At 63.4% G+C, this 26,837-nt stretch carries 22 protein-coding genes, 1 tRNA gene and 1 pseudogene; 11 read left to right on the forward strand and 13 right to left on the reverse strand.

From position 1 onward, the window contains the following. Positions 1 to 41: 41 nt before the first annotated feature. The 3 genes from ABID26_RS28430 to nuoH are packed head-to-tail and all read right to left on the reverse strand — an operon-like array spanning position 42 to position 2,100. On the reverse strand, positions 42 to 482 hold the full coding sequence (locus tag ABID26_RS28430; RefSeq protein ID WP_126101958.1) for a CBS domain-containing protein: 441 nt from the start codon (positions 480 to 482) through the stop codon (positions 42 to 44). Positions 483 to 527: 45 nt separating this feature from the next. After that, positions 528 to 1,094 carry an NADH-quinone oxidoreductase subunit I gene (locus tag ABID26_RS28435; protein ID WP_292371986.1) on the reverse strand — a complete coding sequence of 189 codons (567 nt, stop codon included), beginning with the start codon at positions 1,092 to 1,094 and terminating at the stop codon, positions 528 to 530. Between the two features lie 19 nt (positions 1,095 to 1,113). Next, the gene (nuoH, locus tag ABID26_RS28440) at positions 1,114 to 2,100 is read right to left on the reverse strand and encodes an NADH-quinone oxidoreductase subunit NuoH (RefSeq protein WP_292372228.1); all 987 of its coding nucleotides are present in this window, start codon (positions 2,098 to 2,100) and stop codon (positions 1,114 to 1,116) included. 504 nt (positions 2,101 to 2,604) lie between these two features. Between nuoH and ABID26_RS28445 the strand changes: the two are divergent. The 6 genes and pseudogenes from ABID26_RS28445 to ABID26_RS28470 all read left to right on the forward strand — a co-directional run. Continuing rightward, positions 2,605 to 2,925, forward strand: a pseudogene (locus ABID26_RS28445) (YbhB/YbcL family Raf kinase inhibitor-like protein); the annotation flags it as partial. Between the two features lie 92 nt (positions 2,926 to 3,017). Next, positions 3,018 to 4,118, forward strand: a complete 1,101-nt coding sequence (locus tag ABID26_RS28450; protein ID WP_292371988.1) for a CapA family protein — start codon at positions 3,018 to 3,020, stop codon at positions 4,116 to 4,118. A 143-nt stretch (positions 4,119 to 4,261) separates the two neighbouring features. Then, complete coding sequence (locus ABID26_RS28455) at positions 4,262 to 5,197, forward strand: oxygenase MpaB family protein (RefSeq protein ID WP_354417201.1); 936 nt, start codon at positions 4,262 to 4,264, stop codon at positions 5,195 to 5,197. Then, on the forward strand, positions 5,194 to 5,922 hold the full coding sequence (locus ABID26_RS28460; protein ID WP_292371993.1) for an SAM hydrolase/SAM-dependent halogenase family protein: 729 nt from the start codon (positions 5,194 to 5,196) through the stop codon (positions 5,920 to 5,922). Before ABID26_RS28455 ends, ABID26_RS28460 begins: the two co-directional genes overlap by 4 nt. A 38-nt stretch (positions 5,923 to 5,960) precedes the next feature. Then, complete coding sequence (locus ABID26_RS28465; RefSeq protein WP_292371995.1) at positions 5,961 to 6,116, forward strand: hypothetical protein; 156 nt, start codon at positions 5,961 to 5,963, stop codon at positions 6,114 to 6,116. A gap of 44 nt (positions 6,117 to 6,160) precedes the next feature. Beyond that, positions 6,161 to 6,496, forward strand: coding sequence for a 4a-hydroxytetrahydrobiopterin dehydratase (locus ABID26_RS28470; RefSeq protein WP_126101964.1), 336 nt, complete (start codon positions 6,161 to 6,163; stop codon positions 6,494 to 6,496). Positions 6,497 to 6,706: 210 nt separating this feature from the next. On the opposite strand, the gene ABID26_RS28475 is transcribed toward ABID26_RS28470, so the two are convergent. Both ABID26_RS28475 and ABID26_RS28480 read right to left on the reverse strand, forming a co-directional pair. Then, positions 6,707 to 6,783, reverse strand: a tRNA-His gene (locus tag ABID26_RS28475). A 343-nt stretch (positions 6,784 to 7,126) separates the two neighbouring features. Beyond that, positions 7,127 to 7,588 carry a phasin gene (locus tag ABID26_RS28480; protein WP_059186110.1) on the reverse strand — a complete coding sequence of 154 codons (462 nt, stop codon included), beginning with the start codon at positions 7,586 to 7,588 and terminating at the stop codon, positions 7,127 to 7,129. Positions 7,589 to 7,834: 246 nt separating this feature from the next. Between ABID26_RS28480 and ABID26_RS28485 the strand changes: the two genes are divergently transcribed. Beyond that, a complete protein-coding gene (locus ABID26_RS28485) occupies positions 7,835 to 11,575 on the forward strand; it encodes a histidine kinase dimerization/phospho-acceptor domain-containing protein (RefSeq protein WP_292371997.1) in 3,741 nt (1,246 codons plus the stop codon). Positions 11,576 to 12,109: 534 nt separating this feature from the next. On the opposite strand, the gene ABID26_RS28490 is transcribed toward ABID26_RS28485, so the two are convergent. Then, a complete protein-coding gene (locus ABID26_RS28490) occupies positions 12,110 to 14,068 on the reverse strand; it encodes an acetoacetate--CoA ligase (RefSeq protein WP_292371999.1) in 1,959 nt (652 codons plus the stop codon). A gap of 263 nt (positions 14,069 to 14,331) precedes the next feature. Here ABID26_RS28490 and ABID26_RS28495 point away from each other — a divergent pair, with 263 nt between their 5' ends. Continuing rightward, the gene (locus ABID26_RS28495) at positions 14,332 to 16,224 is read left to right on the forward strand and encodes an AsmA family protein (RefSeq protein WP_292368900.1); all 1,893 of its coding nucleotides are present in this window, start codon (positions 14,332 to 14,334) and stop codon (positions 16,222 to 16,224) included. Positions 16,225 to 16,299: 75 nt separating this feature from the next. Here the strand turns inward: ABID26_RS28495 and ABID26_RS28500 are convergent, their stop codons facing one another. The 6 genes from ABID26_RS28500 to ABID26_RS28525 form a co-directional block, all read right to left on the reverse strand. Next, positions 16,300 to 17,118, reverse strand: coding sequence for an ABC transporter permease (locus ABID26_RS28500; protein ID WP_292372001.1), 819 nt, complete (start codon positions 17,116 to 17,118; stop codon positions 16,300 to 16,302). After that, positions 17,115 to 18,080: an ABC transporter permease subunit gene (locus ABID26_RS28505; protein ID WP_292372003.1), complete on the reverse strand. Its 966-nt coding sequence runs from the start codon at positions 18,078 to 18,080 to the stop codon at positions 17,115 to 17,117. Before ABID26_RS28505 ends, ABID26_RS28500 begins: the two co-directional genes overlap by 4 nt. 9 nt (positions 18,081 to 18,089) lie before the next feature. Next, positions 18,090 to 19,229: an ABC transporter ATP-binding protein gene (locus ABID26_RS28510; RefSeq protein WP_292372005.1), complete on the reverse strand. Its 1,140-nt coding sequence runs from the start codon at positions 19,227 to 19,229 to the stop codon at positions 18,090 to 18,092. A gap of 79 nt (positions 19,230 to 19,308) precedes the next feature. Next, the gene (locus ABID26_RS28515) at positions 19,309 to 20,406 is read right to left on the reverse strand and encodes a polyamine ABC transporter substrate-binding protein (protein ID WP_126101971.1); all 1,098 of its coding nucleotides are present in this window, start codon (positions 20,404 to 20,406) and stop codon (positions 19,309 to 19,311) included. Between the two features lie 340 nt (positions 20,407 to 20,746). Then, positions 20,747 to 21,697, reverse strand: coding sequence for a DMT family transporter (locus tag ABID26_RS28520; protein ID WP_292372007.1), 951 nt, complete (start codon positions 21,695 to 21,697; stop codon positions 20,747 to 20,749). Between the two features lie 168 nt (positions 21,698 to 21,865). Beyond that, positions 21,866 to 23,314: a helix-turn-helix domain-containing protein gene (locus tag ABID26_RS28525; protein ID WP_292372009.1), complete on the reverse strand. Its 1,449-nt coding sequence runs from the start codon at positions 23,312 to 23,314 to the stop codon at positions 21,866 to 21,868. A 246-nt stretch (positions 23,315 to 23,560) separates the two neighbouring features. On the opposite strand from ABID26_RS28525, the gene aceA reads away from it, so the two are divergent. The 3 genes from aceA to ABID26_RS28540 all read left to right on the forward strand — a co-directional run bounded on the left by aceA (position 23,561) and on the right by ABID26_RS28540 (position 25,820). Further along, positions 23,561 to 24,850, forward strand: coding sequence for an isocitrate lyase (gene aceA, locus ABID26_RS28530; protein ID WP_126101974.1), 1,290 nt, complete (start codon positions 23,561 to 23,563; stop codon positions 24,848 to 24,850). A 52-nt stretch (positions 24,851 to 24,902) separates the two neighbouring features. Beyond that, complete coding sequence (locus ABID26_RS28535) at positions 24,903 to 25,145, forward strand: SMc00767 family acetate metabolism repressor (RefSeq protein WP_059186117.1); 243 nt, start codon at positions 24,903 to 24,905, stop codon at positions 25,143 to 25,145. A gap of 258 nt (positions 25,146 to 25,403) precedes the next feature. Beyond that, positions 25,404 to 25,820, forward strand: coding sequence for a response regulator (locus ABID26_RS28540; protein WP_245460091.1), 417 nt, complete (start codon positions 25,404 to 25,406; stop codon positions 25,818 to 25,820). A gap of 156 nt (positions 25,821 to 25,976) precedes the next feature. On the opposite strand, the gene ABID26_RS28545 is transcribed toward ABID26_RS28540, so the two are convergent. Beyond that, the gene (locus ABID26_RS28545; protein WP_126101975.1) at positions 25,977 to 26,690 is read right to left on the reverse strand and encodes an HAD family hydrolase; all 714 of its coding nucleotides are present in this window, start codon (positions 26,688 to 26,690) and stop codon (positions 25,977 to 25,979) included. Between the last annotated feature and the right edge of the window lie 147 nt (positions 26,691 to 26,837).

Below are 26,837 nucleotides of genomic sequence, written 5' to 3' on the forward strand. Positions count from 1 at the left end.
GGTTCCCTGGCAAACCTATCCTCTGCACCTTGAGCCGGCGATCAGTGATAGCCGGTCCCGGCAATGTAATCGTACAGCACCTGCTCGTTGCTCATCAATTCTTCAAGGCGGTGCTTGACCACGTCGCCGATGCTCACCACCCCGACAGGCGCGCGGCCATCCATGACCAGCACATGGCGCGTGCGCCGTTCGGTCATGATCGCCATCACCGAGGGCAGGAAATCCTGTCCCGAACAGGTCGCCACACTGCGGTTCATGATTTCAGCGACCCGCATCAAGGGCGCCTCGGTCCCGTATTCAGCCACCGCATTGCAGCAGTCCCGCTCCGACAGCGTACCCAGGCAATCGCCGGGGAAACGGCTGACGACCACGAAGCCGATGTTGTTCTCCCGAAACAGCCGTAGCACTTCCACCATCGTCTGACTCGGAGTGACCGAAACGACCTCGGGAGCCTTGGCCTTCAAGATTTGGCAGACCAGCATATGAGCCTCCTGTCTGCGCGCTCCGGCTTGCCAGTTGGCGCGCCTTCATGTTCGTCGAATATTTCGCCACCAGTTGTACCCCTGCGGCTCGCTCGCCTCGACCAGCACGTCCTGTTCGGTATTCAGTCGTGCGGCGACCACGCCGCCGCCGGTCGTCGCCTTGCCCGGCTTGCCGAGCAGATCGTCACGCCCGATCACCAGGTCACGCGAGGAAAAACTCGAGAATTCGTACTGTTGGCCAAGCGCGATCGCGTCCGCCGGACAGGCGTCCTCGCACAGCCCGCAGAACAGGCACCGGGCCATGTCGATCTCGAATTTTGCCGGGTGTCGATTGCCCTTCTCGTCCTCGTAGGGGACGACTTCGATGCAGTCGCAGGGACAAATCCGCGCACAGAGTTCGCAGGCTACGCATTTGATCTCGCCCTCGTCGTCGCGTTTCAGGAAGTGATGCCCGCGGTAACGCGAATAGGGCAACCATTTTTCCTTGTCCGGATACTGCATGGTCACGGGTCTGGAGAACATGTAGCCGAAGGTCAGCGCCAAGGCGTTCGTTAGATCGGCGAAGAACGCCCAGCCGATCCATGTCCCAGTTCTGTCCAGTGCGCGCGACATCGTCGCCTCGTTGCAACCCCTAAAGGAAAGCAACACCGGTTATGATTATGTTCGCCATCGACAGAGGAAGCAAGACCTTCCAACCGATCGCCATCAACTGGTCGTAGCGGTAGCGCGGGAAAGTGAAGCGGAACCAGATGAACAAGTAGACGAAGACAGCGACCTTGAGCAGGAACCAGACGAGCGGTGGCAATGGGACCAGCACGCCGTTCCAGCCGCCGAAGAACAGGATCACCGCCAGGACCGACGTCAGAAGCATGACGGCGTATTCGCTGACCATGAAGAACGCAAAGCGGATACCGCTGTATTCGGTATGGAACCCGGCCCCCAGATCGCCTTCCGCTTCCGCCAGGTCGAAGGGAATGCGCTGCGATTCGGCCAGCCCGGCGACGAAGAACACGAAGAACCCGACCGGCTGGTAGACGATGTTCCAGACATCGGCTTGCGCCCGCACGATGTCGAGCAGGCTCATGGATTGCGCAAGCATGACCACGCCGATGACCGCGAACCCCATCGGGATCTCGTAGCTGATCATCTGAGCGCAGGTTCTGAGGCTGCCCAGGACAGCGTATTTGCTGTTTGCCGCCCAGCCGCCGAAGATGACGCCGTAGACCTCAATCCCGATCACCGCAAAGACGAAAAGGAGCGCCACGTTCATGTTGGAAACGTAAAGAGTGATCCTAGTGCCGAGGACCGAAACGGAATCGCCGAAGGGAACCGCGACAAAGACCACGAAGGGCGGGGCGAGCGCCAGGATTGGCGCCAATTTGAACAGGAAGCGGTCCGCCTCGGCCGGGATGTGGTCTTCTTTGGTCAAGAGCTTGACCCCGTCCGCGACCGGCTGCAGCAGCCCGTGCCATCCCACTCGCATCGGCCCCATCCTCTGTTGCATGTGCCCCGCGACCTTGCGTTCCACCCAGGTCAGCGGCAAGGGCAGCAGCAGCAGGATCGCAATCAGCAACGCGACCTTGAAGACGATCAGCCCAAGAGCAACGACAAGTTCCATGGTCCGAGGCCACTCGTTCGACGGGACGAAACCCGCGACCCGATTAGCACTGCGCGGTCGTTGGCTGCGCGGGAACGGCAATTGCCAACCGCAGCGCACCTTGTCCAATAGTATCACAGCCTTGCCATCACTGGCTACGATGCGCGCGACGCGGCGCTTGGACGGAGCGGCAGGGCGAAACGAACTGCCATTTCAATATTGTCTCGTACATTTTCGATAGAGCGCCTATCCTTGCGTCAGATCAATCGTGAAGCTCGTGTCGGAACGCAGCCTCAAGGCGACGCCCGCGCTTCCTACCAGTTTTGCCTGGCACCTAGCGTTTGGGACTGAGTGTTGCGCGGCGCGGCAACAGCGTCAGGGGCGACCCATGCAGCTCAGTTCAAGCAGTTTTGCTAACGGTGCGACGATCCCGCGGCGTTTCACCTGCGACGGTGAGGATCGTTCCCTCCCCTCGGCTGGACCGGCGCTCCGGCCGGCACCCGCAGCTTTGTCCTTCTCTGCGATGATCCAGACGCGCCGGCGGGGATCTGGCATCACTGGGCGGCCTATGACATTGCGGCCGATTGTGTAGAGTTGGCCGAAGGCGCTGCCCAGCACCGCGGCAAACAAGGCTTCAAGCAGGCAACCAACGATTTCCGGCGACCAGGTTACGGTGGTCCCTGCCCACCGCATCGCCATGGCAGACACCGCTATCATTTCCGGTTGCTTGCGCTGTCGATTGATCACCTGCCGCTCGGCAACAACCTATCGTGTCAGGCGGTCGAACGAGAAGCGCGCAAGCATCTCCTCGCCGAGGCGGTTCTCGTCGGAGTATATGCGCGATGATGGTCTTCGCTCGTGTGGACTCCAGCAATTGAGCAAGGCCTGCGGGTCATGAGCGGCATGACTGATCGTGATGGGCCCGGCTGGTACGCGTCATGCGGATCTTTCTCTGTGGCGATGTGATGACGGGGCGAGGCATAGACCAGGCGCTTCCACATCCGTGTGACCCTCGTCTTCACGAGCGCTATGTGCAATCGGCCATAGACTATGTCCGGATGGCGGAGGCGGCGAACCAACCGATACCGACGCCAGTCGACTTCCCCTACATCTGGGGTGCAGCGCTGCAGGAATTGGAGCGGGCGCGGCCGGACGCGAGCATCATAAATCTCGAAACCAGCATTACGCGCTGCGACGCCTATGTCGCCAAGGGCATCAACTACAGGATGAGCCCCGAGAACGCCGGCTGCTTTGTCGCCGCGGGGATCGACTGCTGCGTTCTCGCTAACAATCACGTTCTTGATTGGGGGCGCGCCGGGCTGCTGGAGACCCTGGCAACGCTCGAGCGTTTGCAAATCAAGACCGCTGGAGCGGGGCGCAATGCCGCCCAAGCAAGCGCCCCGGCGATTTTGGCAGACACCGACGCGGGGCGCGCACTTGTTTTTTCGTTCGCCTCGAAGACGAGCGGCGTCCCTCGACATTGGGCGGCGACGCATGACCGGGCCGGAGTGAACTTTCTACCTGCGCTTTCCGATGCGACTGTCGCAGCGATCGCCGATCTGGTGGCTGCGGACCGACGAGAAAATGATGTGGTCGTGGTCTCCCTTCATTGGGGACCAAACTGGGGCTATGACATCCCGGAGGAGCAAAGGTGGTTCGCCCACGAACTGATCGACAGGGCGGACATATCCATCGTTCACGGCCACTCATCGCATCATGCCAAATCCATCGAAGTGTACCGGAACCGCCTCATTCTTTATGGCTGCGGCGACTTCCTGAATGACTATGAAGGCATCAAAGGCCACAGGCAATTCCGGCCTGACCTTGCCCTGATGTATATCGCCGACCTTGGTCCTGGAAGCGATCTGGTCGCGCTCGAACTGGTGCCCTTCCAGATCCGCCGTTTCCAGCTCATCCGCGCGGCTAACAGGGACGTTGCCTGGTTGCAGCAGACCCTGGGCCGAGAAAGCGGGCAGTTTGGTACGGGCGTCGGAACTGCGCCAGGGGGAAGGCTTGCGCTGTCCTGGCCGACAATGTGAACTGGTGGTGGGCACGGTCATCCAATTGAGCTACGGTGCGCAAAGGAGCTCCGCAGAAAGTGGTCGTAGTTTCGCCAGGTGCGTCCAGCGGCCCAACTTCACTGCTTGGAAGCACGCGTTTCTTGTGAATGGCGCTCGTTGCCATGACCACGCCGATCGTCCTGCCTTGGCCGTTGCAAAGCCTCTTGGAGGCGATAACCCGGGCGGTGCTGCAGCCCGGCGACCGGCCTCACATCGATTTCTCGCGACCGATCGGCGAGGCCGGACTGATATCGCCGGACTCCGTGTCGTGGCGCGTGTTCAAGAACCCGCTTTCGCTGTTCATCGGCGGCGTCACCGCCGTGATCATGGAGCTTGCAGAACCGCGCGTGCGCACTGGCGTATGGGAGCATACGTCTTTCCGCCTGAATCCAATTCGGCGACTGCACAGCACGGGGCTCGCTGCCATGGTGACGATCTACGGTTCCCGCACCACGGCCGAGGCCATGATCGCCCGCGTTCGGCGGATACACGACCGGGTCACAGGCGTGACATCGTCTGGCGAAACGTATTGCGCCAATGACCCCGACCTTCTGAACTGGGTTCAGGGCACGGCGGCGTACGGCTTCGTCCAAGCTTATCACACCTATGTGCGGCAGCTCTCCGCATCGGAGCGCGACCGCTGTTATGCCGACGGCGTTCCCGCCGCGCGCCTTTTCGGCGCCACGGGCGCGCCGGGATCGGAAGCCGAGCTTGAAGCGCTGTTCCATGCGACAGCCGGACGGCTGGAGCGCTCGGCCATTGTGCTCGAATTTCTCGCCATCATGCGTTCGGCGCCTATCCTGCCGCTGCCGCTGAGGCCGGCACAGCACCTGCTGGTAGCGGCTGCCGTTGATCTGGTGCCTGATTGGATGCAGGCGCTGTTGGGGCTCACCGGGCACGGCTTGCACAGGTGGGAAGCCGAGGCAGTCCGGCAGGCAGGGGCTTTGGCGGATCGCCTCGTTATGGAAACCAACCCGGCCGTTCAGGCCTGCCGGCGGATGCGCCTTCCGGCCGACTATCTGTATGTCCATCGCAGCGCGGTCGGTGCCGGCCCATGATTGTCTTGTTCACGGATTTCGGCTTGGATGGCCCCTACACGGGTCAGATGAAGGCTATGTTGCACCAGATGGCGCCGGGCATCCCCGCGATCGACCTCTTCTCCGACGCGCCGGTCGGCAATCCCAAGGCGTCGGCCTACCTGCTGGCGGTCTACGCGCAGTGGTTTCCTGCGGGGACCGTCTTTCTCTGCGTCGTCGATCCAGGCGTCGGAGGGCCGCGCCCGTCGGTCATCGTCGAGGCCGACGGTCGCTGGTATGTCGGCCCCGGCAACGGCCTGTTCGAGCTGATCCAGCGCCGCGCGGCTGATACGTTCATCTGGGATATCGACTGGAAGCCAAAGCGCCTGTCTGCCAGCTTTTACGGGCGTGACCTGTTTGCCCCGGTCGCGGCCATGCTGGCACGCCGTGAGCCTCCGCCCGGCAGGCCGCGCCTGGATGAAGCAGATCGCCGTAGAGACTGGCCGGAGGACCTCGCCGAGATCGTCTATATCGACCATTTCGGCAATGCCATGACCGGCCTGAGAGCGGCCAGGCTACCGGCAGGCGCGAGGCTCGCCGCTGCAGACCGCGTGCTGGAGGGCGCGACGACCTTCGGCGATCGGCCGCCGGGCACGGCCTTTTGGTACGAGAACTCGAACGGACTTGCAGAGATTGCTGTCAATCAAGGGCGCGCGGACGGCGAGCTCGGTCTCGCGATCGGCAGTCCTGTGAAGATCGTCCTTTGAACGAAACCGGTTGTCCGTCACGGCGTTGATCTATTGCGATGCGCAAATCAACGAAACGAGGCCCGGGCGCCGATCTGCCGAAGCTGCGAAAAGGCAATGACAAGGCGCGGGCGAAGACCGGCAACAAACGGCTTGCCGAGCAGACTCGCAAGGTTCTGGCCAAGCATTATGCGAGCAAATACCGGGTGAGGTGATAAACGCGATCGCTATCCCGGAATGAGCACGAAGGGAGGTTGTCATGACCGATGGTATTGCTCAGAAAACCTGTACGCCCTGCCGCGGCGGTGTTGCGCCGCTAACGCAGGAGGCAGCCGAGGGCTATCTGTCCCAGACCCCTGGCTGGGAACTGGAGGAGGCGCGCCTGCTGCGCCGCAACTTCAAATTTGCGGATTTCCGTCAATCGCTCGGCTTCGTCGACAAAGTTGCCCGATTGGCGGAAGAAGAAGGGCATCATCCCGACATCTGCTTCGGCTGGGGTTATGCGGCAGTCTCGCTGCAGACTCACAAGATCAAGGGATTGCACGAGAATGACTTCATCATGGCCGCGAAGATCAACCTCATCGCCGGTTCGTAGAGAGGTGCTCGGCACCCAACAATCGGAACGGACCCAAAAGTTCGCGTTGATGATCGGCCGGTTAGCACGTCTTCGTCCCACGGTTCCTGCTATCCATTTGTATCACAATAGGTAGCACAATATGGGACACAAAAGCGCAAACGGGCGCAAGGCCCTTCATCGAATATCGCAATTTATGCTGGAAAATCAGCGGCTTACCTGAGAAACCGATGGTACCGTTGGCTGGGCTCGAACCAGCGACCCCCAGATCCACAATCTGGTGCTCTAACCAACTGAGCTACAACGGCACATCCGCCTGAGCGCAACTCGAGAAGAAATCATTCTCCGCGTCGGCTCTGTCGTCGGCGATGCGTCCAATACGGGCTATCAGAGTCTAATTCAAGGCCTTTGATGAGGCAAAGGCCGGTTCGGCGCACCGGGCACCATTTATCCAGGCAAAAGAAAAGGCCGGCGGGAGGAGGTGCCGGCCTTTTCCTGTTACGAGCCAGCGGGAGGAGGAGCTGGCTGGTCACCCCGGAGAGAGAAGGGAGGAGGTTTCGCCCTCCGGGTATTCATTCGATCAATTCGTCGCACATCTATTTGTCTGACGAAATGCGACGTTTTGATGCATCGTAAGGTTGCGACCTGAAATCAGGCCGCCTTGCTGTCCTTGAACGCCTTCTCGAAAGCGGTCTTCACCGGCTTGGAGACGTCCTCGACGGCCTTGGAAGCGACGGTCTGGAAGTCCTTGGCCTGCTCGACGGCCATCTCGGCGCGCTTGCGCAGGAAGGCGGTCTGCAGCTCGACGACCTCGGAGAGCGTCTTGGCGCCGACCAGGGCTTCGAGATGCGAGAAGCTGGCCTCGGCGTTGGCGCGCAGGATGGCGATGGTCTTGAGCGACAAGTCGCCGGAAACGGTCTTGGCGGTCTCGTAGGTCGACTCCAGAACCTTCTGGGTCTCCTCGGCGCCGTTCTTCAGCTTGGCATAGGCCTCTTTCGACTGCTCAACGCCCTTCTCGGCGAAGGCGCGGATCTGGTCGGTGGCCTTGGAAGCGTCGAAGCTCGGGAATTCAACGTTCTCGATGGTCTCAGCGGTCTTGGCAGTCTTGGACATTTTCCAACCTTTCGGGATAGCGGCTTTGACAGAAAGCCGTCTCGTTCATGTATGATGGCAATATAAAGGCAGTTTTTGTGCAATGCAACATCTTTGTTGCAGCGCACCATGAAAATCGCCCCGCCGTTAACCACGAGCCCAGAGATTTCGGTCGTTGCACGGCATGGCTTGTGGACCTTCGTCCCGTGCGCTTTTATTAACAAAGCGTTAACCGAAAATGCCCGCTTGCGGAGGGTTCGCCAGCGCATGCCGCCTGAAAACTACTCCTTCCTCGACGTCGCCGTGCTCGATGCGGTGCGCCAGCGCTTTGCCGCCGGCGACGCGCTTGCCATATTGTCGGCCGACCTAGAGCAAGTGATCTGGGCCAACGGGCCAGGTGCCGCGGTGTTCGGCTATCCGGATATCGAGGCCATCATCGGCGCCTCGGCGCAATTGCCGCTGATCGCCAGGCGGCAGATCATGGCGACCAGCGGCTTTCCGGACATCGGCAGCGACCGCGCCATCACCGTCAGGCTGGCGACCGGCATAGTGAGCCGTGCCGTCGGCTTGCTCGCCAGCGCGGTTACGATGCCGGACGGCGAAAAGGCGATCATGCTGGCGATGCCGGCGGCGCAGACCGGTTCGCGCAGTGCGGACGAAATCGCCAGCCGCGCCATCGGCGGCTTCACCGAGGCTGGGCATTTCATTGCCTTCGTCGATGCCCAAGGCCACATCGAGGCGGCCTCGGAGGGTTTTATCGCGCTCGGCATCAAGCCGGAGACCCTGGCTGCCCTTGTCGCGGACGTGGCAAGCGCTGGAGACCGCATCGTCAAGCGCCTTGTTCCCGGTGCAAACACCTCCTACCCGGCCGGTTTCGCGCGGCTCACCGACCAGCGCCATCTGCTGGTGGTGATCGACGAGGAGCAACTCGACGGCCGGCAGGACGACCGGCCTGGTGGCGATCAGGCGGCAGCGTCGGAAAGCGCGTCCACCATCTCCGAAGACAAGAGCGCCGCCAGCGAAGCCGAGCCCGCCCGCGAGAACGATACCAGCGCCGAGGCAGGCAAGCAGGCTGACGATACCGGCCCCGCGCAGCATGACCATTGGTATTTCAACGCCGGCGGCGACGACGCGGGGCGGCCCGAACCGGAAGCGCCGGCACGGGTCGAACCGACGGATGCCGCGGTCGAAAGCCAGCAGGACGCCGCCGAAATCGCGCCGCCGGCAGAGCCGGCCGCGGCTCGCGCTATCGACCGTTCGGCGCCGCCGCTGCGTTTCGTCTGGCGCACCGACGCCGAAGGCAAGTTCAGCGCGCTGTCGCCGGAATTCGCCGACATCGTCGGCAAGCCGGCCGCCGATGTGATCGGCCGCCGCTTCAGGGATGTCGCCACGACTTTCGGTCTCGACGCATCGGGCGAGATCGCCACCCTGCTCGAGCGGCGCGATACCTGGTCGGGGCGCTCGGTGCTTTGGCCGGTGGCCGGCATGGACCTGAAGATCCCCGTCGATCTGGCGGCGCTACCGGTCTATGGCCGCGGCCGCGCCTTCGAGGGTTTTCGCGGCTTCGGCGTCGCGCGCAGCGCCGACGCCGTTGTCGATCCGGAAGCGCTGGGCATGGCGCTTGTGCCCAATGGCGCCGCACCGGCCAAACCCCAACCTGCCGCCGGGCAGCCGGCGGCCGAGCCGCCGAAGCCCGCCGACCCGTTCCAGGGCGAGGTACCGGCGCTGACGATCGTGCCGAAGCCGGAGCGGCGCTATGCCGACAAGGTGATCCGGCTGGCCGAGCACAGGCAGCCGGCGAACGACAAGCAACCGGAAAATGACAGGCAGCCGGGACCTGACAAGGGCCTGTCGATCCTCGAGCGCAGCGCCTTTCGCGAGATCGGCGAGCGGCTGCGGAAGGACAGTTCCGGCCCGGCCGAGCCGACGACTGGCGAAACCGCCGGCGCTGAAAAGCAGCCTGATGCGACCGCGCCCGCCGACAAGGCCGGTCCCGCGGCCGAGCCGAAGGCCGGCGAGAGGAAGACCGGCGAATATGATCTGAACGCGCCCGACGCGACCGGGCAAGAGCCTGCCCCACGGGAAGATAATCAAGCGCAGCCCGAGGCCGAGGCCGTCGAGACGGCCGAGGCGGAGACCGAGGCGGAAGATCAGAAGGACCTGGCTCGGCTCGACGGCATCGACGATGCTTCCGAGACCGTCGGTGAGGAAGACGATACGCCACCCGCGTCCGGTTCGCTGCTCAACTATGCCGGGCGCGAGAAGACCGACGATGAACCGCCGGCCGAGGCGCCTGACGCCGGCGCTGACGACGACAGCATGACCGCCGACGATTTCCGCGACGCGGAAGACAGCGAGGACTGGGCCGGACCCGACAGCGCCCTGCCCGAAGCTGGACAGCCCGGCGAAGCGAAAGCCGCGTCACCGGAACGGCCGCGCCTCACGGTGCCCCTGCTCAAGCTCGAAGGCTTCGTGCCGTCGGCTTTCTCCACCGGGGAGGAATCCAGGGCACCCGACACGTCGATCATCGCCAGGCTTCCGGTGCCGCTGCTCATCCATTCCGGTGATGTGCTACATTACGCCAATCACGCGTTCCTTGAGCTCACCCGCTATGACACGCTGGAGGACCTTGCCGATGCGGGCGGGCTGGGCGCGCTGTTCGCCGACCATTACGCCGACGATGGCGAGGCCGACGAAAGCGACCGCTCACTGAAGCTCACGACCCGCCAGGGTCAGGAATTCCCGATCGATGCGCTGTTGCGTTCCGTGCCGTGGCGCGGCGGCAAGGCGCTGATGCTGGTGGTGCGCCGCTCGGGCGAGGACGAAGCGCCGGCGGCGCATTTCAGCGCGGCGAATGACGAGCCGAGCCAGCAGCCGGACGTTTCGGAGCTCAAGTCGCGCATCGCCGAAATGCGCACCATCATCGACACCGCCACCGACGGCGTGGTGCTGATCGGCCGCGACGGCAATATCGGCTCGATCAGCCGCCCGGCGGAAGCCCTCTTCGGCTTCGACAGCGACGAGATCGCCGGCAAGCCCTTTGCCTCGCTGTTCGCCATCGAAAGCCAGCGCGCGGCGCGCGACTATCTGGCCGGCCTTTCCGAGCCGGGCGTGGCCAGCCTGCTCAATGACGGCCGTGAGGTCATCGGCCGCGAGGCGCAGGGGCGTTTCATCCCGCTGTTCATGACCATCGGCAGGCTGCCCAACGACAGCGGCTTCTGCGCCGTCGTCCGCGACATCACACAGTGGAAGCGCGCCGAGGAGGATCTCACCCAGGCGCGCGCCGTGGCCGAGCGCGCCTCCTCGCAGAAGACGGATTTCCTCGCCCGCATCAGCCATGAAATCCGCACGCCGCTCAACGCCATCATCGGCTTTTCCGAACTGATGGTGGACGAGAAGTTCGGCCCGATCGCCAACGACCGCTACCGCGACTATCTGCGCGACATCAACCGTTCGGGCAATCACGTTCTCGACCTCGTCAACGACCTCTTGGATATCTCCAAGATCGAGGCCGGCCAGCAGGAGATGGCCTACGAGGCGGTGTCGCTCAACGACACGCTGGCCGAGACGGTGGCGATGATGCAGCCGCAAGCCAACCGCGAGCGCGTCATCATCCGCTCGAGCTTCGCCTCGCGGCTGCCGGAAGTGGTGGCGGATTTGAGAAGCGTGCGCCAGATCGCGCTCAACATCCTGTCCAACGCCATCCGCTACACGCAGGCCGGCGGCCAGGTAATCGTCTCCACCGCCTACGAGGCCTCCGGCGACGTCGTCATGCGGGTGCGCGACACCGGCATCGGCATGACCCAGGCCGAGATCGAGCAGGCGCTGAAGCCGTTCAAGCAGATCAATGCGCTGAAGCGCGGCCGCGGCGACGGCACCGGCCTCGGGCTGCCGCTGACCAAGGCGATGGTGGAGGCCAACCGCGCCCGTTTCACCATCACCTCCACGCCCGGCGAAGGCACGCTGGTCGAGGTCGGCTTCCCCTCGACGCGCGTGCTGGCCGAATAGTCGAGCCCAAAAGAAAAAGGCGTCCAATGGACGCCTTGAAAGATGGGATTGCTGTCACAACGGGGGCTTGAGCGAATCTGAACCTCAGGGGACGAGGAACGGGATTTCTCCCTCAAGTTACACGCGACTATCGGCGCCGTCCCTTAACAAGTCCTTACCGGAGGCCGAAAAAATTTACGAATGTGTACCACTCGTGAAATCTAGGTAAATTCGATCGCCACTTTTTGTTAACTATGCGGTGCCGCTCTACGGCCTGACATACCGCGAGCCTTGGCGATTAGCCGAAGCCCTCGCGACGTCGTCATCCTTGGGCGAAGCAGGAGCGAAGCTCCGTCGCGGAGACCCAAGGATCCATGCCGTTACCTCGACCGAAGAGTGCAGCGGGAGCAGAATTCTATAAACGTTGCAATGCTTTAGCGTCACGGAATGGATCCTAGGGTCTGCGCGCGTCGCTTCGCTCCTTGCTCCGCCCTAGGATGACGACCGCGAAGGGCACAACCAGGAAACCCTCTGCTGGCGATAATCCGTTTGGCTCTAGCTAGCCAACTGCGGCAAATTCCTGAACAGCTCGAGCGCTTCCGGATTGGCGAGCGCTTCCATGTTTTTGATGGCGCGGCCGTGGACGACGTCGCGCACCGCGAGTTCGGTGATCTTGCCCGATTTGGTCCGCGGGATATCGGTGACGGCTACGATCTTGGCCGGCACATGGCGGGGGCTGGCGCCGGTGCGGATCCTGGCGCGGATGCGCTTTTCCAAATCCTCGTCGAGCCTCACGCCGGCGGCCAACCGCACGAACAGGACAACGCGCACGTCATTGTCGAAATCCTGGCCGATGCACAGCGCCTCCAGGATTTCCGGCATCTGCTCGACCTGATTGTAGATCTCCGCCGTGCCGATCCTCACCCCACCCGGATTGAGCGTGGCGTCGGAGCGGCCATGGATGATCATGCCGCCATGCGCCGTCCATTCGGCGAAGTCGCCATGGCACCAGATATTGTCGAAGCGCTCGAAATAGGCCGCGTGATATTTCTTGCCTTCCGGATCGTTCCAGAAGCCGATCGGCATCGACGGGAAGGCTTTCGTGCAGACGAGCTCGCCCTTCTCCCGCCGGATCGGCCTGCCGTCATCGTCCCACACATCGACAGCGAGGCCGAGACCCGGCCCCTGGATCTCTCCGGTCCAGACCGGTTCTATCGGCACGCCGAGCACGAAGCAGGAAACGATGTCGGTGCCGCCTGAGACCGAGGCCAGGTGCACGTCCTCCTTGATGCCGTCATAGACGAAGCGGAAATCCTCCGGCGACAGCGGCGATCCGGTGGAGGAGATGGTGCGCACGCTCTCGAGGTCATGGCTCTTGATCGGCCTCAGCCCCGCCTTGCGGACGGAATCGATGAACTTCGCCGAGGTGCCGAAATGGGTCATCTCCTCCGCATCGGCGAAATCGAACAGCGTGTTGCCGTCAGGATAGAAGGGCGAGCCGTCATAGAGCAGAAGCGTCGCCCCCGAGGCGAGGCCCGAGACCAGCCAGTTCCACATCATCCAGCCGCAGGTGGTGAAGTAGAAGAAGCGATCGCCGTCGAGCAGGCCGGCATGCAGGCGATGCTCCTTGACATGCTGGATCAATGTGCCGCCAGCCGAATGCACGATGCATTTCGGGATCCCGGTGGTGCCGGAGGAGAACAGGATGTAGAGCGGGTGCGAAAACCGCAGCCGCTCGAAGGCGAGCGGCTTGGCGGCGAAGGGCGAAAGCGCTTCTTCGAGCGCCGCTGCCTTGTCGATGGTGGCGGCGACATCGGAGGACGTGCCGAGATAGTCGACGATCAGCACCTTGCGCACCGTCGTGAGTTTCTCGGCCACCACGCGGACCTTGTCGGCGACCTCGATGGCCTTGCCGTTGTACCAATAACCGTCGGGCGCGATGAAGACGACCGGCTCGATCTGGCCGAAACGGTCGAGCACGCCCTGTTCGCCGAAATCGGGCGAACAGGAGGACCAGACCGCGCCGATCGAGGCTGCGGCCAGCATGGCGGCGACGGTCTCGGGCATGTTGGGCATCATGGCGGCGATGCGGTCGCCCTCTCCGACCCCAAGCGACAGGAAGAGCTGCTGCAGGCGCGAGGTGAGCGCATGAAGCTCATTCCAGGACAGCCGGTGCTCGACCTTGTCCTCGCCGCGAAAGACGATGGCCAGACCGCCGCCGGTCTTCTTCAAGAGGTTCTCGGCGAAATTGAGCTTGGCGTCGGGAAAGAAGGCCGCGCCCGGCATCTTCTCGCCGTCGATAAGCGCCCGCTCGCCTTTGTCGCCGACAAGCCCGCAAAAATCCCAGACCAGGCTCCAGAACGCCTCGCGATCGTCGATCGACCAGCGATGCAGCTCGGCATAGCTGGAAAAAGCCTTCCCCGATTTCGCTTCGGCAGCTTTCATGAAGGCGGTCATCGGCGCGGAGGCGATCTTGTCCTGCGTCGGCGTCCACAAGGGGGTGTCGGCGGCCATGATCGTTCCTCCCAGGGCGCGTCGCGATTGCGGCAGTTAAGCCTGACGTCGCCTACGTCGTTGTCCCAAAACCGGCGTGCCGTTGCGGGGCCGGACGGGTCTATCGCTTATGCATACCGCAGCGCAGCAGAGCAAGATTTTGTTGGAATGGCCGACAAGGATGCGGCGCAAATGCCATTGCAGGGCCATAAAGACTTGAAAAGCGTCGGCGCTCGGTTACACCCGTCGGGCGATTTGTCGGCAATGGAAGCATACGGGGCGAAATGCCATCATCTTTGATCCGGCGCGGGGTATGGGTGATCGGTGTTGCGGTGCTGGTCATCGCGCTGGCCGTCGCCGCCCTGCCGCTGATTGCCTCGACGCGGATCGTGCGCGACCGTATCGCCTGGGAATTGAGCGCCTGGAGCGGTTTTCGCGTGACGATCGACGGCTCGCCGCGCATCGAGGTGTGGCCGAAGTTCCGGGCAATCCTCAGCGACGTGACGCTGTCGCAATGGACAGAGACCGACGCGCCGCCGGTGGTCGAAGCCGAGCGTGTCGAAGTCGACCTCTCTGCCATGGCCGCCCTGCAAGGCGACGTGGCGTTCTCGACGGCGAGACTGGTGCGGCCGACGATCAGGGTCGAGCGCACGGCGAGCGGCCTCTATTTGCCGCCGCTGCCCTCCGGCGGCCGCATCACGCGCTCGATCGACACGGCGCGCGGCGTGGTCACCGCGAACCCGCAGAAACCCGACCTCGGCAGGCTGCCTTCCGATCCGTTCGGCACCGTCGAGTTCCGCGACGGCCGTGTCGTGACCTCGGCGGGCGGCAAGGAAACCGAGATCCTGAGCAGCCTCAGCGGCCAGGTGAACTGGGCGGCGATGAACAGCGACGCCTCGCTCACGGCGACCGGCATATGGCGCGGCGAAAGCGTCCAGATCGACTTTTCCTCGGCGAGGCCGCTGGTGCTGTTTGCCGGAGGCGTCGCGCCCGTCACCCTCGCCTTCAAGGCGGCGCCCGCCACCCTCTCCTTCGACGGCGTGGCGTCGATGTCGGAGAACGCCTATCTGGACGGCCAGGCGAAATTCGCCGCTCCGTCGCTCAGACGCCTGCTTGAATGGTCACAGGCCGGCATCGCGCCGGGTGCCGCGATCGGCTCCGTCTCGGTCGCGAGCAAGGTGACGGCGTCGGCGGGACGGGCGAAATTCGAGAACACGACGGTGGCGCTGGACAACAACCCCGGCATGGGAGCGCTGGACTTTTCATTCAGCGAGGCCCTGCCCGTCATTTCCGGCACGCTTGCCTTCGACACGCTCGACCTTCGATCGTTCCTTTCTGCCTTCACCCCGATCACTCCCACCGGCGAAGCCGGCCCCGGCGAGATCGACACCAGCTTCGCCGACAAGATCAACCTCGATCTCAGGCTGTCGGCGGCGCACGCCACGGCCGGCCCGATACAGCTCGCCGATGTCGCCGCGACCGCGCAGGTCAAGAACGGGCTTGCCGTCTTCGACATCTCCGACGCCTCTGCCTTTAACGGCAACATCCAGAGCAGCCTGCGTTTCGACCGCAAGCCGGACGGCACCAAGGTCGAGATGCGGCTTTTGGCGTCGGATGTCGACACCGGCGCCTTCGCCACTGCGGCCGGGATGACGCGGCTGGTGCCGGCCGGCACCGGAACCGTCTCGATCATCCTCAAGGGGCCGGGCAAGGCCTGGGACTCGATCTTCGAGAACGCCGACGGATCCTTCTCGGCGACGTTCGGGCCGGGCTCGCTCAACGGCCTCAACCTGCCTGCCTTCCTCAAGCGCAACGGACAGGGCGGGTTCTTCGCCCTCGACGATGTCGCCGACGGTTCGCTGCCGATCGATGGCGCCGAGATCAAGGCAAGCATCTCGAAAGGCGTGGCGAGGCTGGACAAGGCCGAGGTCAATGCGCAGAAGTACAAGATCTGGCTTTCCGGCATCGCCTCCTATGCCGGACGCGGGCTGGCGCTCTCCGGCGGCATCATTCCGACCGGGCAGCCCGCGCAGCAACAGCCGGCGCAGCAGCCAGCCGCCACCGGTCAGGCGGCGGTGCAGGCGCCGCAGCCGCCAAACCAGTCATTGTTCTTCGTTGGCGGCAACTGGAGCACGCCGTTCATCTCGCCGATCAGCCGGGGTGTTTCAGGCCAATAATTCTGGCAAAGCGCGCAAGCGAGTCCATGCCAGAGATAGGAAGGACAAGGCGACAAGGCGCGCCCCGTCCCCTCCTCACCCGCGCTGCGCCGCCTGCTCGTCGCGCTGGCGCTGGACCTCGCGGCGCTTGTTGGCGATCGAGGCGATGATGACGCCGACCGCGACCACCGCGATCAGGATGGTGCAGGCGGCGTTGATCTCCGGCGTCACGCCAAGGCGCACCTGGCTGTAGATCTTCATCGGCAATGTGGTTGCGCCCGGGCCGGAAGCGAAACTGGCGATGACCAGGTCGTCGAGCGACAGCGTGAAGGCCAGCATCCAGCCTGAGATGATCGCCGGCATGATGACCGGCAAGGTGATCTGGAAAAAAGTCTTCACCGGCGGCGCGCCGAGGTCCATGGCGGCTTCCTCCAGCGAGCGGTCGAAGGAGACCAGGCGCGACTGCACGACGACGGCCACGAAACACATGGTGAAGGTGGTGTGGGCAAGCGTCACCGTGAAGAAGCCGCGGTCGAGCCCGACGGCGACGAACAGCAGTAGCAGCGACAGGCCGGTGATGACTTCCGGCATGACCAGCGGCGCAAAAACCATGCCGGAAAACAACACCCGCCCCCTGAAGCGCGTATAGCGCGTGAGCGTGATCGCGGCCAGCGTGCCGAGCACGGTCGCTACGGTGGCCGAGATGACGCCGACACGCGCCGTCACCCAGGTGGCGTCCATCAGGCCCTGATTGTGGAACAGCGAGACGTACCATTTGGTCGAGAAGCCGCCCCAGACGGTGACGAGCTTCGATTCGTTGAAGGAAAAGACGATGAGCAGCACGATCGGCAGATAGAGGAAGGCAAAGCCGAGCACGATCGAGGTGATGTTGAAGCGGCTCCAGGTGGCGTTCATTTGCCTTGCTCCTGGGCGCGCGCCTGGGCCTGCTGGAAGAACATGATCGGGACGGTCAGTACCAGGAGCAGGATGACCGCTACCGCCGACGAGACCGGCCAGTCGCGGTTGGCGAAGAACTCGTTCCACAGCGTCTTGCCGATCATCAGCGTCTGCGAACCGCCGAGAAGGTCCGGGATGACGAATTCACCGACGGCCGGGATGAACACCAAAAGGCAGCCAGCGATGACGCCGGGCAGCGACAGCGGGAAGGTGATCTTCCAGAAGGCGCCGGTCGGCGGGCAGCCAAGATCCTGCGCCGCCTCGATCAGCGAATAGTCCATCTTCTCCAGCGACGAATAGAGAGGCAGCACCATGAAGGGCAGGTAGGAATAGACGATGCCGATGAAGATCGCGGTGTAGGTGTTGAGGATGACCAGCGGCTGGCTGACGAGGTGCAACGACAGAAGCACCTGGTTGAGCAGCCCTTCCGGCTTGAGGATGCCGATCCAGGCATAGACGCGGATCAGGAACGAGGTCCAGAACGGCAGGATCACCAGCATCAGCAAGGTCGGGCGTACCGTCGCAGACGCGCGCGCCATGCCGTAGGCGATCGGATAGCCGACGATCAGCGTCAGCAGCGTCGAGATGGCGGCGATGATCAGGCTCGTCACATAGGCGTTGAAGTAGAGCGCGTCCTGGGTCAGCCAGGTGTAGTTGTCGAAGTTCAGTTCGCGGAAGCCTGCGAAGAACCCGGAAACCCCGTCGCTGAAATCGAGCACGGGCGTGTAGGGCGGCATCGAGATCGCCGTCTGCGACAGCGAGATCTTGAAGACGATGATGAAAGGGACGAGGAAGAAGAAGAGCAGCCAGAGATAGGGGATGATGATGACCAAGCGGTCGACGAAACCCTTCGCCAGCCTGGCCGGCAATGCTGCAGCGGTTGCGGTGGGTGGAGAAGCCGTGGCGGCGATGTTGGTCATGGCCCGCTCCTACCTGGTCAGCACGACGCCGGCATCTGGCCGAAAGGAAACCCAGGCGCGGTCGTTCCAGGTCAGCGGATCCTCGGTGACGCGCGCCGCGTTCAACGCGCTTGCCCGCACGATCTGCCCGTCGTCCAGCCTGATGTGATAGACGGTCATGTCGCCGAGATAGGCGACATCGTAGATCTCGCCCTCCAGGGCGTTGACGGCGTCGGCCGGCTTCTTCGACGAGACCTTGATCTTCTCCGGCCTGATCGCGAAGACGATGTCGGCGCCGTTGGCGGTCTCGGCGGCGTTCTCGACGACGATCTGCGCCCCGGTCGCGCCGGTGATGCGCGTCGTATTCGCCGCTCGCTCGGCGACCTTGCCCTCGAACATGTTCACATTGCCGACGAAATGCGCGACGAAGCGCGAGGTCGGGGCCTCATAGACTTCCGCCGGCGTGGCGACCTGCATCACCTCGCCCTTGTCCATGATGGCGATGCGGTCGGCCATGGTCATGGCTTCTTCCTGGTCGTGGGTGACGACGACGAAGGTGAGGCCAAGCTCCTGCTGCAGGTCCATCAGCTCGAACTGCGTCTCCTCGCGCAGCTTCTTGTCGAGCGCGCCGAGCGGCTCGTCCAGGAGAAGCACCTTCGGCCGCTTGGCGACCGAGCGGGCGAGCGCGACGCGCTGGCGCTGGCCGCCGGAAAGCTGATGCGGCTTGCGCTTGGCGAACTGCTCGAGCTTGACCAACCTCAGCATCTCGGCGACGCGCTTTTCGATATCGGGCGCGGGCATGCCTTCCTGCTTGAGGCCGAAGGCGATGTTCTTCTCCACCGTCATATGTGGGAACAGCGCGTAGGACTGGAACATCATGTTCACCGGCCGCTTGTAGGGCGGGATGCCGCGCAGGTCCTGGCCGTCGAGCAGGATGCGGCCTGCCGTCGGCTCCTCGAAGCCGGCGAGCATCCTGAGCAGGGTCGACTTGCCGCAGCCCGAGGCGCCAAGCAGGGCGAAGAATTCGCGCTCGAAGATGGTCAGTGACAGATTGTTGACCGCGGTGAAGTCGCCGAACTTCTTGGTCACCTTGTCGAACTGGATGTAAGGCTTGGCGCTCGGATCGTTCCATGGCGCGAAATCCCTGCGGATGCTGCCAAGCGATTTCATGTCCCCACTCCGTTCTTGTTCTTGGTGCTTCAAAAGAAGCGACCCCGGCAGTTGGCTGCCGGGGGCCGCGTCTCGACGCTTATTGGCCGGTGACGATCTTGGTCCAGGTGCGCGTGATGACGCGCTGTGTCTTGGGATCGTATGGCTGCACGGTATAGAGCTTCTTGGTCGTCTCCTCGTCCGGATAGACCGAGGTGTCTTCCAGCAGCGCTTTGTCGACGAACTGCTGCGAGGCCTTGTTGCCGTTGGCGTAGAGCACGTAGTTCGACGACTTGGCGATGACTTCCGGCGTCATCATGTAGTTGATGAACTCGAGCGCATCGGCGACATGCGGCGCATCGGCCGGGATGGCCATCTGGTCGAACCACATCTGGGCGCCTTCCTTCGGCACCGAATAGCCGATCTCGACACCCTGCTTGGCTTCCTCGGCGCGGTTGCGCGCCTGGAACACGTCGCCCGACCAGCCCACCGCCAGGCAGATGTCGCCGTTGGCCAGAGCATTGATGTATTCCGACGAATGGAATTTGCGGATATAGGGCCGGACCTTCAGCAGCGCCTCCTCGGCCTTGGCGATATCGTCGGGCGAGGTGCTGTTCGGGTCGAGGCCGAGATATTTCAACGCCGCCGGAATGATGTCGGCCGGCGAATCCAGCACATAGACGCCGCAATCCTTCAGCTTGGCCAGGCTCTCCGGATTGAAGAACACGTCCCAGCTGTCGACCTTGTCGGTGCCAAGCGCCGCCTGCACCTTCTTGACGTTGTAGCCGAGGCCGACCGTGCCCCACATGTAGTTGACCGAGTACTCGTTGCCCGGATCGTACTTGGCGGTGCGCTCCAAAATGACGTCCCACATGTTGGAGATGTTGGGCAGCTTCGACTTGTCGAGCTTCTGGAACACGCCGGCCTGGATCTGGCGCGCAAGGAAGTTGGCGCTGGGCACGACGACGTCGTAGCCGCTGCCGCCGGCCAGCAGTTTCGTCTCCAGGATCTCGTTGGAATCGAAGGTGTCGTAGACGACCTTGATGCCGGTTTTCTTGGTGAAGTCGTCGATGATCGAGCTGTCGATATAGTCCGACCAGTTGTAGACGTTGACGACGCGGTCGTCGGCATGGCCGCCTACCGTGAAGAGCGTCAGGAATGCCGAAGTCGCCGAAAGCAAAAGCGCTTTGCGGATCATAATGTTCTCCTTTGGTGAGTGTTCCCGTGCCGGCTCGTCGCGATATGGGCGCGGGACGGCGTTTGGTTCAGACTATTGGGCTTTCCGGTGAGCGCCAAGCGCGCGCGCCTGGCGGTACGCCGGACCGTTGAGTGGTGGTTGTGGCCCGTGCATCCCTCCCAGGAAGATGTTCGGGCAGCGTCAGCGGCGTTCGCCGCGGCGGATGCAGAAATATGACGATGCGGTCCGGCCCCGGTGAGGCCGGCTGAGACACTTGGCAAGATACGCCTGTCTTGTTGTTGCCGTAATTGCAGCCTGCCCGGCCGGCAACGGGGTTGTCAATGGGGAAGACACTGCGGCGTCAATTGGGAGACGGCAGGCCGGTGACGCCCGGCCGCTCGGGACGCGTCTGCCGCTTGAATTCAAACCCGACATGGACAAGCAGCGCCGTGACGACGACGGCGCCGCCGATGATGGTGCGCACCGAAGGCACCTCGGCATGGACCAGCCAGACCCAGATGGGCCCAAGGATCGGCTCGAACGTGCCAAGCAGCGCCGCAACGGCGGCCGGAACGAGCCGCGCCCCCATCGCGAAAAATGCGAGCCCGACGCCAAGATTGAGGACGCCGAAGGCGAAGAGGAAACCCATGTCGCGCCCGGAAACGGCGAATTCCGAAGCTTGCGAGGCAGCGAATACGCCGGCAAGCAACGCAGCAAGGCAATTGGCCGGCACCATGCGCACATGCGCGAAACGCCGTGTGATGACGGTCGCCACCGAAAACATCACCGCAATCAGCAGAGCCAGCCCGTCGCCGATCGGCGAGACGGCGCCGCCAAGGGATTCCGAGACCATGATGGCGACGCCGGTGATGACCGCGGCAATGGCGATCCAAGTAGCCGGGCTCACGCGCTCGCGAAACAATACCCAGGCAAGCAGGGCAGCCAGAAGAGGCACGCCGGCCTGCATCAGCAGGATGTTCGCGACTGTTGTGTAGGCAAGCGCCACCACGAAGCTCGTCGAGGCAGTGGCGAAACAGAGAGCGACGCCGAGCCCGGGCAGCCCCATGCCGCGGAACAGTTTCAAGGTGCCGCGCCCGCCGTCGCGCCAAAGCATGAAGGCGATGAGGAAGGCCACCGCCCAGAGCGAGCGCCAGAACACCACGGTCCAGCTGTCGCCGACATGGATGAAGCGGGCGATGGTGCCGCCGAAACTCCACATCAGCGCCGACAGGAAGACCAGCAGCATGCCGATCCGCTCCTCACGCGGCGAGACGGCAGGCAAGGCAACACGGGGCGAGGCGGTATCGGTCATGGAGGGGACTGTCAGCGGTTTGCGGGCGGCACGATCCACCAAGGACGACCAGACTATATTCCATTCGCGTAGCGCAAAGACTGAAGCGCGGCGTGATCCAGCATCCGCTGAAATGTAGGACAAAGCCCAATGGCGCCCGCTGAGTCCGCTACACGCTTAGCGGCGGCACTATCCCTGGAAATCGAAGGCGCTGAGGCCCGTCACCATCTCGTCGAGACCGAGCGGGCGGGTCACAGGCGGCTCGGCGCGCGCCAGGCAGCCGACGCGCTCGCAGAGCCTGCAGGCCGGGCCGACCGGCGTCGCGAATGCCGTGCCCTGCGCGGCTTTGCCGGCGGACGGTCCGGGCAGCGCCGCGCTGTAAACGATCTCGTCGCGAAAGCCGACGTCGCAGCCGAGCAGAAGCGCGGTGCGCCGCGGCCGCTCAGAGAAGGCGCCTTGCGGCCCTTCGAGCGTGCGGGCGATGCAGAGGAACTCGGCGCCGTCCGGCATTTCCACCGCCTCGACCAGGATCCGGCCCGGCTGCGAAAAGGCCGCATGCACCGGAAGCTTCGGGCAGGCGCCGCCGAAGCGGCTTTGCGGATAGCCCAGGCTGCCCGCCTTGCGGAAGCGGTTGCCGGCATTGTCGACCTCCAGCATGAAGAACGGCACGCCAGAGGCGCCGGGCCGCTGCAGCATGGTCAAGCGGTTTGCCGCCTGTTCGAAGGACACGCCGAAGCGCGAGCGCAAGACGTCGATGTCGTAGCGGGCGCGCACAGCCGCCGCGTGGAAGGTCTGATAAGGCATCATCAGCGCATGCGCGGCATAGCGGCCAAGCTCGAAGCGGGCGAGCCGGCGCGCTTCGTCGGTGCCGAGTTTCAACGCCTGAATCTCGCCCGCCACGGCCACTGTCATGCGCATCAGGCTCGCCTCCATGGCGACCTCGCGCAACTGATCGAAGGGGGAGAGCCGCTCGGACAGGAACAGGCGCTGCGAATGACGGTCGTAGCGCCTGCGCCAGTTCGGCATGGTGGCGACCGGCAGCACCTTGACCACGATGCCGTGCTCGCGCCTCAGCCAGGCCTTCAGCGCGCCGAACAAGTCGTCTCCGGGATCGAGCACCGAAATGAAGGCCTCGGCTTCCTCCTCCAGCGTCGCGAAATGGTTCGGCCGACGCTCGAAGGTCTCGTGCACTTCATCGACCGGCAGGCGGGTGCCGGACAGGGCGGTCGCCCTGCCCTCCCGCGCCAGGAGCTCGTTGAGATCCGACAGCCGCTCGGCCTGCTCGCGATAGGCGCGAAACAATTTCACCATCGCGGCGGAAGCGTTGGGAGCAATCTCGGCGAGATCGATCAGTTCCTGGTCGCCCGGCAGTTCGCCGGCCAGCAGCGGATCGCCGAACACTTCCTTCAGCGCCGCGATCGACCCTTTGGTCTCGCCCTGCAATTCGTGCGGGTCGATCTTGTAGACGGAGGCCAGCTTGAGGATCAACTGCACCGTCAGCGGCCGCTGGTTGCGCTCGATGAGGTTGAGGTAGGACGGCGAGATGCCCAGCCCTTCGGCCATCGCCGTCTGGGTCAGGCCCTTGGCGTTGCGAAGCCGGCGGATGCGCGGTCCGGCGAAGATTTTCTGGTCGGCCAATCGGCTGCCCTTGACAAGATTTTACACGAAATGGCGCGACCTGCGGCCAACCGCCTTTTACAATCGTGACAAATTTACTGCGCTTGCCTGTCAAACACAATACAGGTTTTCCCTTATTTTCGTGTGTAATCTCCGGTTTTCCTGGCCCTTTTTGCGCCCCGATGTAAACGATGTCACACACCAGCGGCGCCGAAGGACTCCCACGAACGCGCCATCCGAGCAAAGCAGACCGACCTGGAGCAACCGATGACTGATTTTTACAACCTCGTCCCGTCCGCGCCGGAAGGCCGTTTCGACGGCATCGAACGGCCCTACTCGCCGGAGGATGTGAAGCGGCTGCGCGGCTCGGTCCAGATTCGCCACACGCTTGCCGAAATGGGGGCGAGCCGGCTGTGGAAGCTCATCCACGAGGAGGATTTCGTCAACGCGCTCGGCGCCATGTCCGGCAACCAGGCCATGCAGCAGGTCCGGGCGGGGCTGAAGGCGATCTACCTGTCGGGCTGGCAGGTCGCGGCGGACGCCAACACCGCGTCCGCCATGTATCCGGACCAGTCGCTTTATCCCGCCAACGCGGCGCCTGAGCTGGTCAAGCGCATCAACCGCACGCTGCAGCGCGCAGACCAGATCGAGACGTCCGAAGGCCAGGGACTTTCGGTCGAGACCTGGTTTGCGCCGATCGTGGCCGACGCCGAGGCGGGCTTCGGCGGCCCGCTCAACGCCTTCGAGATCATGAAGGCATTCATCGAGGCCGGCGCGGCGGGCGTCCACTACGAGGACCAGCTGGCGTCGGAGAAGAAGTGCGGCCACCTCGGCGGCAAGGTGCTGATCCCGACCGCGGCGCATATACGCAACCTCAACGCGGCTCGGCTCGCGGCGGACGTGATGGGCACGCCGACGCTGGTGGTGGCGCGCACCGATGCCGAGGCGGCAAAGCTGCTCACCTCCGACATCGACGAGCGCGACCGGGCTTTCGTCGATTACGATGCCGGCCGCACCGTCGAAGGCTTCTACCATGTCAGGAACGGCATCGAGCCCTGCATCGCGCGCGCCGTCGCTTACGCGCCGCATGCGGACCTGATCTGGTGCGAAACCTCGAAGCCGGATCTTGAGCAGGCAAGGAAGTTCGCCGAGGGCGTGCGCAAGCATCATCCCGGCAAGCTGCTGGCCTACAACTGCTCGCCGTCGTTCAACTGGAAGAAGAACCTGGACGACGCCACCATCGCGAAGTTCCAGAAGGAGCTCGGCGCCATGGGCTACAAGTTCCAGTTCATCACGCTGGCCGGCTTCCACCAGCTGAACTTCGGCATGTTCGAGTTGGCCCGCGGCTACAAAGACCGCCAGATGGCGGCCTATTCGGAACTGCAGGAAGCCGAGTTCGCGGCGGAGGCCCACGGCTACACCGCGACCAAGCATCAGCGCGAGGTCGGCACCGGCTATTTCGATGCCGTCTCGATGGCGATCACCGGCGGCCAGTCTTCGACCACCGCCATGCATGAGTCGACCGAGCACGCCCAGTTCAGGCCGGCGGCCGAGTGACGACAACATTGAGAGGAAACGCCCGAAGGGCATTACGTCAGGGAGAAGACCAATGGCATCGATAAGCCGCGTCAAGGAACGCGCCGAAGAACAATCGAGCGCAATGAGCGTCGATCAACAGGCGACGATCCGCATGCTGGCCAACGACCTGCACAGACTGAACCAATCGGTGATGAAGGCAGTCGAGGCAGGCGTGTCCGTGGAACTGGTGCGTTCGGCCAGGCACCATGGCGGGGACGGCAACTGGGGTGATCTTTTGATCCCAGTGATCGTCACCCACCAGAACCACGGTTGACGCTACGTCAACAATCTTCCGCGAATGTCTCCCGCGCGCTATACGTTCGGGAGACTTTCGGTTTTTTCGAATTCCGCTTGGGGTGACGGGGAGAACTTGCGCCGAATTTTAGCAATTCTTGCTATATTCTCATTTTCCACTATTTCTGCTTGACACCGCTGGCGATCTCACGCCAATTGCGCTCAGGTTTCAACCCTGCATTGAACCAGAGCATCCGCCAACATGTCTCCCGCCGATCATGACGACCCTCGAAAGCCAATGAAACCAGCGGGCCGCGGCCCGGCTGCCCGGCTGACGGCGGATTTCTCCAAGGTGCTTGTGGTCGGCAAATCGTCGATCAACCGGGTCGTGGTGTCGAAAATCGTTGAAAAATCCGGGCTGAAGCCGATTTCTGAGTCGCCCGAGACGGCAGAGAAGGCTTTGGCCGGCTTGGTCCCCGGCGCAATCATCCTGGACGGCGGCCCCGACGACAAGGATTGCGACGGGCTGTTGTCCGGCATCGACGCGCTGCGGCGCGCCTCCGACAGGGCGCAGCCCTCGGTGATTCTGCTTTCAACCAGGAATGGCACACCGGACAGCCTTGGCCTGTCGAGCGTGATCGACGCGGTGGTTGCCAAGCCGATCACGCCTGAAAGGCTGCAACCGGTGATCGAGCGCCTGGTCGGCCGCGGCTAGAGCGTTTTACCGTTTCACGGAAACGGCAAACCGCTCTATCTCTTTGTTTTGACGCAATTCCGGACGCAAAACCGTTTCACACTTTTCCTGGAATTGCTCTAAGCATTCCAGGAAAAGTGCATACCGGTTTTCCATCCGGAACAACCTGGACAGAGCTCAGCCAGTCCGCGCGATGGTCTCGACCAGGGTCGGCAACTCGCCAAGGTCGGCAATCCGTCGGAAACGCGGCGCCGCAACAGGCGCGTCGGCGTGTTCGACAGCCCAGGTCAATTCATGCGGGACATGGATGCCCCAGCCGCCGGCCTCGATGGCGGGAACCACGTCGGACTTGAGCGAATTGCCGACCATCATGCTGTTCTGCGGGCCGTCGCCATGGCGGCTGAAGATGCGGGCATAGGTGGCGGCGGTCTTGTCGCTGACGATCTCGACGGCATCAAAGAGATCGCCCATCCCAGACTGCGCTAGCTTGCGCTCCTGGTCCAGAAGATCACCCTTGGTGATCAGCACCAGGCGATAGGCACCGGCGAGCCTTTCGACCGTCTCATGCGCATGCGGCAACGGCTCGATCGGGTGACTGAGCATGTCGCGGCCGGCGGCCAGGATTTCGGCGATGGTCGAGGCTGGAACACGGCCGTCGGTAACCTCGATCGCCGTTTCTATCATCGATAGCGTGAAGCTCTTTATGCCGAAGCCATACATGCCGAGATTGCGCTTTGCGGCTTCAAGCAGGTTTGCCGAAACCTGGCTTGCCTCGCCGTGTTCGGCAAGCATCGCGACGAAGCGCTGCTCGGTCATGCGGAAGAACTGCTCGTTCTGCCACAGCGTATCGTCGGCATCGAAGCCGATCGTCGTCAAATGGGGGACGGACATAAGCGGACACCGTTCGTTGCAGGTGGCTGGTGTAAACGTTGTGGCGCCGCACCGCCAGCCTGAAGACGGTTACCCGCCCGAGGCGCCTCCCCTTCCCTTCCCCCACGGCGCCCGGCTATACTTCGAAATCCGCAACACAATCTGGTG

The sequence above is a fragment of the Mesorhizobium shonense genome, assembly GCF_040545255.1.
Classification (GTDB): domain Bacteria; phylum Pseudomonadota; class Alphaproteobacteria; order Rhizobiales; family Rhizobiaceae; genus Mesorhizobium; species Mesorhizobium shonense.

What these genes read in the sequence shown, in the direction of transcription:
- nuoH (WP_292372228.1), bottom strand. Translation starts at nt 2,100, where the DNA reads ATGGAACTTGTCGTTGCTCTTGGGCTGATCGTCTTCAAGGTCGCGTTG.
- ABID26_RS28540 (WP_245460091.1), top strand. Translation starts at nt 25,404, where the DNA reads ATGAAACCAGCGGGCCGCGGCCCGGCTGCCCGGCTGACGGCGGATTTC.
- ABID26_RS28515 (WP_126101971.1), bottom strand. Translation starts at nt 20,406, where the DNA reads ATGATCCGCAAAGCGCTTTTGCTTTCGGCGACTTCGGCATTCCTGACG.
- ABID26_RS28460 (WP_292371993.1), top strand. Translation starts at nt 5,194, where the DNA reads ATGATTGTCTTGTTCACGGATTTCGGCTTGGATGGCCCCTACACGGGT.
- ABID26_RS28500 (WP_292372001.1), bottom strand. Translation starts at nt 17,118, where the DNA reads ATGAACGCCACCTGGAGCCGCTTCAACATCACCTCGATCGTGCTCGGC.
- aceA (WP_126101974.1), top strand. Translation starts at nt 23,561, where the DNA reads ATGACTGATTTTTACAACCTCGTCCCGTCCGCGCCGGAAGGCCGTTTC.
- ABID26_RS28480 (WP_059186110.1), bottom strand. Translation starts at nt 7,588, where the DNA reads ATGTCCAAGACTGCCAAGACCGCTGAGACCATCGAGAACGTTGAATTC.
- ABID26_RS28545 (WP_126101975.1), bottom strand. Translation starts at nt 26,690, where the DNA reads ATGTCCGTCCCCCATTTGACGACGATCGGCTTCGATGCCGACGATACG.
- ABID26_RS28465 (WP_292371995.1), top strand. Translation starts at nt 5,961, where the DNA reads ATGCGCAAATCAACGAAACGAGGCCCGGGCGCCGATCTGCCGAAGCTG.
- ABID26_RS28490 (WP_292371999.1), bottom strand. Translation starts at nt 14,068, where the DNA reads ATGGCCGCCGACACCCCCTTGTGGACGCCGACGCAGGACAAGATCGCC.
- ABID26_RS28450 (WP_292371988.1), top strand. Translation starts at nt 3,018, where the DNA reads ATGCGGATCTTTCTCTGTGGCGATGTGATGACGGGGCGAGGCATAGAC.
- ABID26_RS28455 (WP_354417201.1), top strand. Translation starts at nt 4,262, where the DNA reads ATGACCACGCCGATCGTCCTGCCTTGGCCGTTGCAAAGCCTCTTGGAG.
- ABID26_RS28435 (WP_292371986.1), bottom strand. Translation starts at nt 1,094, where the DNA reads ATGTCGCGCGCACTGGACAGAACTGGGACATGGATCGGCTGGGCGTTC.
- ABID26_RS28535 (WP_059186117.1), top strand. Translation starts at nt 24,903, where the DNA reads ATGGCATCGATAAGCCGCGTCAAGGAACGCGCCGAAGAACAATCGAGC.
- ABID26_RS28510 (WP_292372005.1), bottom strand. Translation starts at nt 19,229, where the DNA reads ATGAAATCGCTTGGCAGCATCCGCAGGGATTTCGCGCCATGGAACGAT.
- ABID26_RS28495 (WP_292368900.1), top strand. Translation starts at nt 14,332, where the DNA reads ATGCCATCATCTTTGATCCGGCGCGGGGTATGGGTGATCGGTGTTGCG.
- ABID26_RS28505 (WP_292372003.1), bottom strand. Translation starts at nt 18,080, where the DNA reads ATGACCAACATCGCCGCCACGGCTTCTCCACCCACCGCAACCGCTGCA.
- ABID26_RS28520 (WP_292372007.1), bottom strand. Translation starts at nt 21,697, where the DNA reads ATGACCGATACCGCCTCGCCCCGTGTTGCCTTGCCTGCCGTCTCGCCG.
- ABID26_RS28470 (WP_126101964.1), top strand. Translation starts at nt 6,161, where the DNA reads ATGACCGATGGTATTGCTCAGAAAACCTGTACGCCCTGCCGCGGCGGT.
- ABID26_RS28485 (WP_292371997.1), top strand. Translation starts at nt 7,835, where the DNA reads ATGCCGCCTGAAAACTACTCCTTCCTCGACGTCGCCGTGCTCGATGCG.
- ABID26_RS28430 (WP_126101958.1), bottom strand. Translation starts at nt 482, where the DNA reads ATGCTGGTCTGCCAAATCTTGAAGGCCAAGGCTCCCGAGGTCGTTTCG.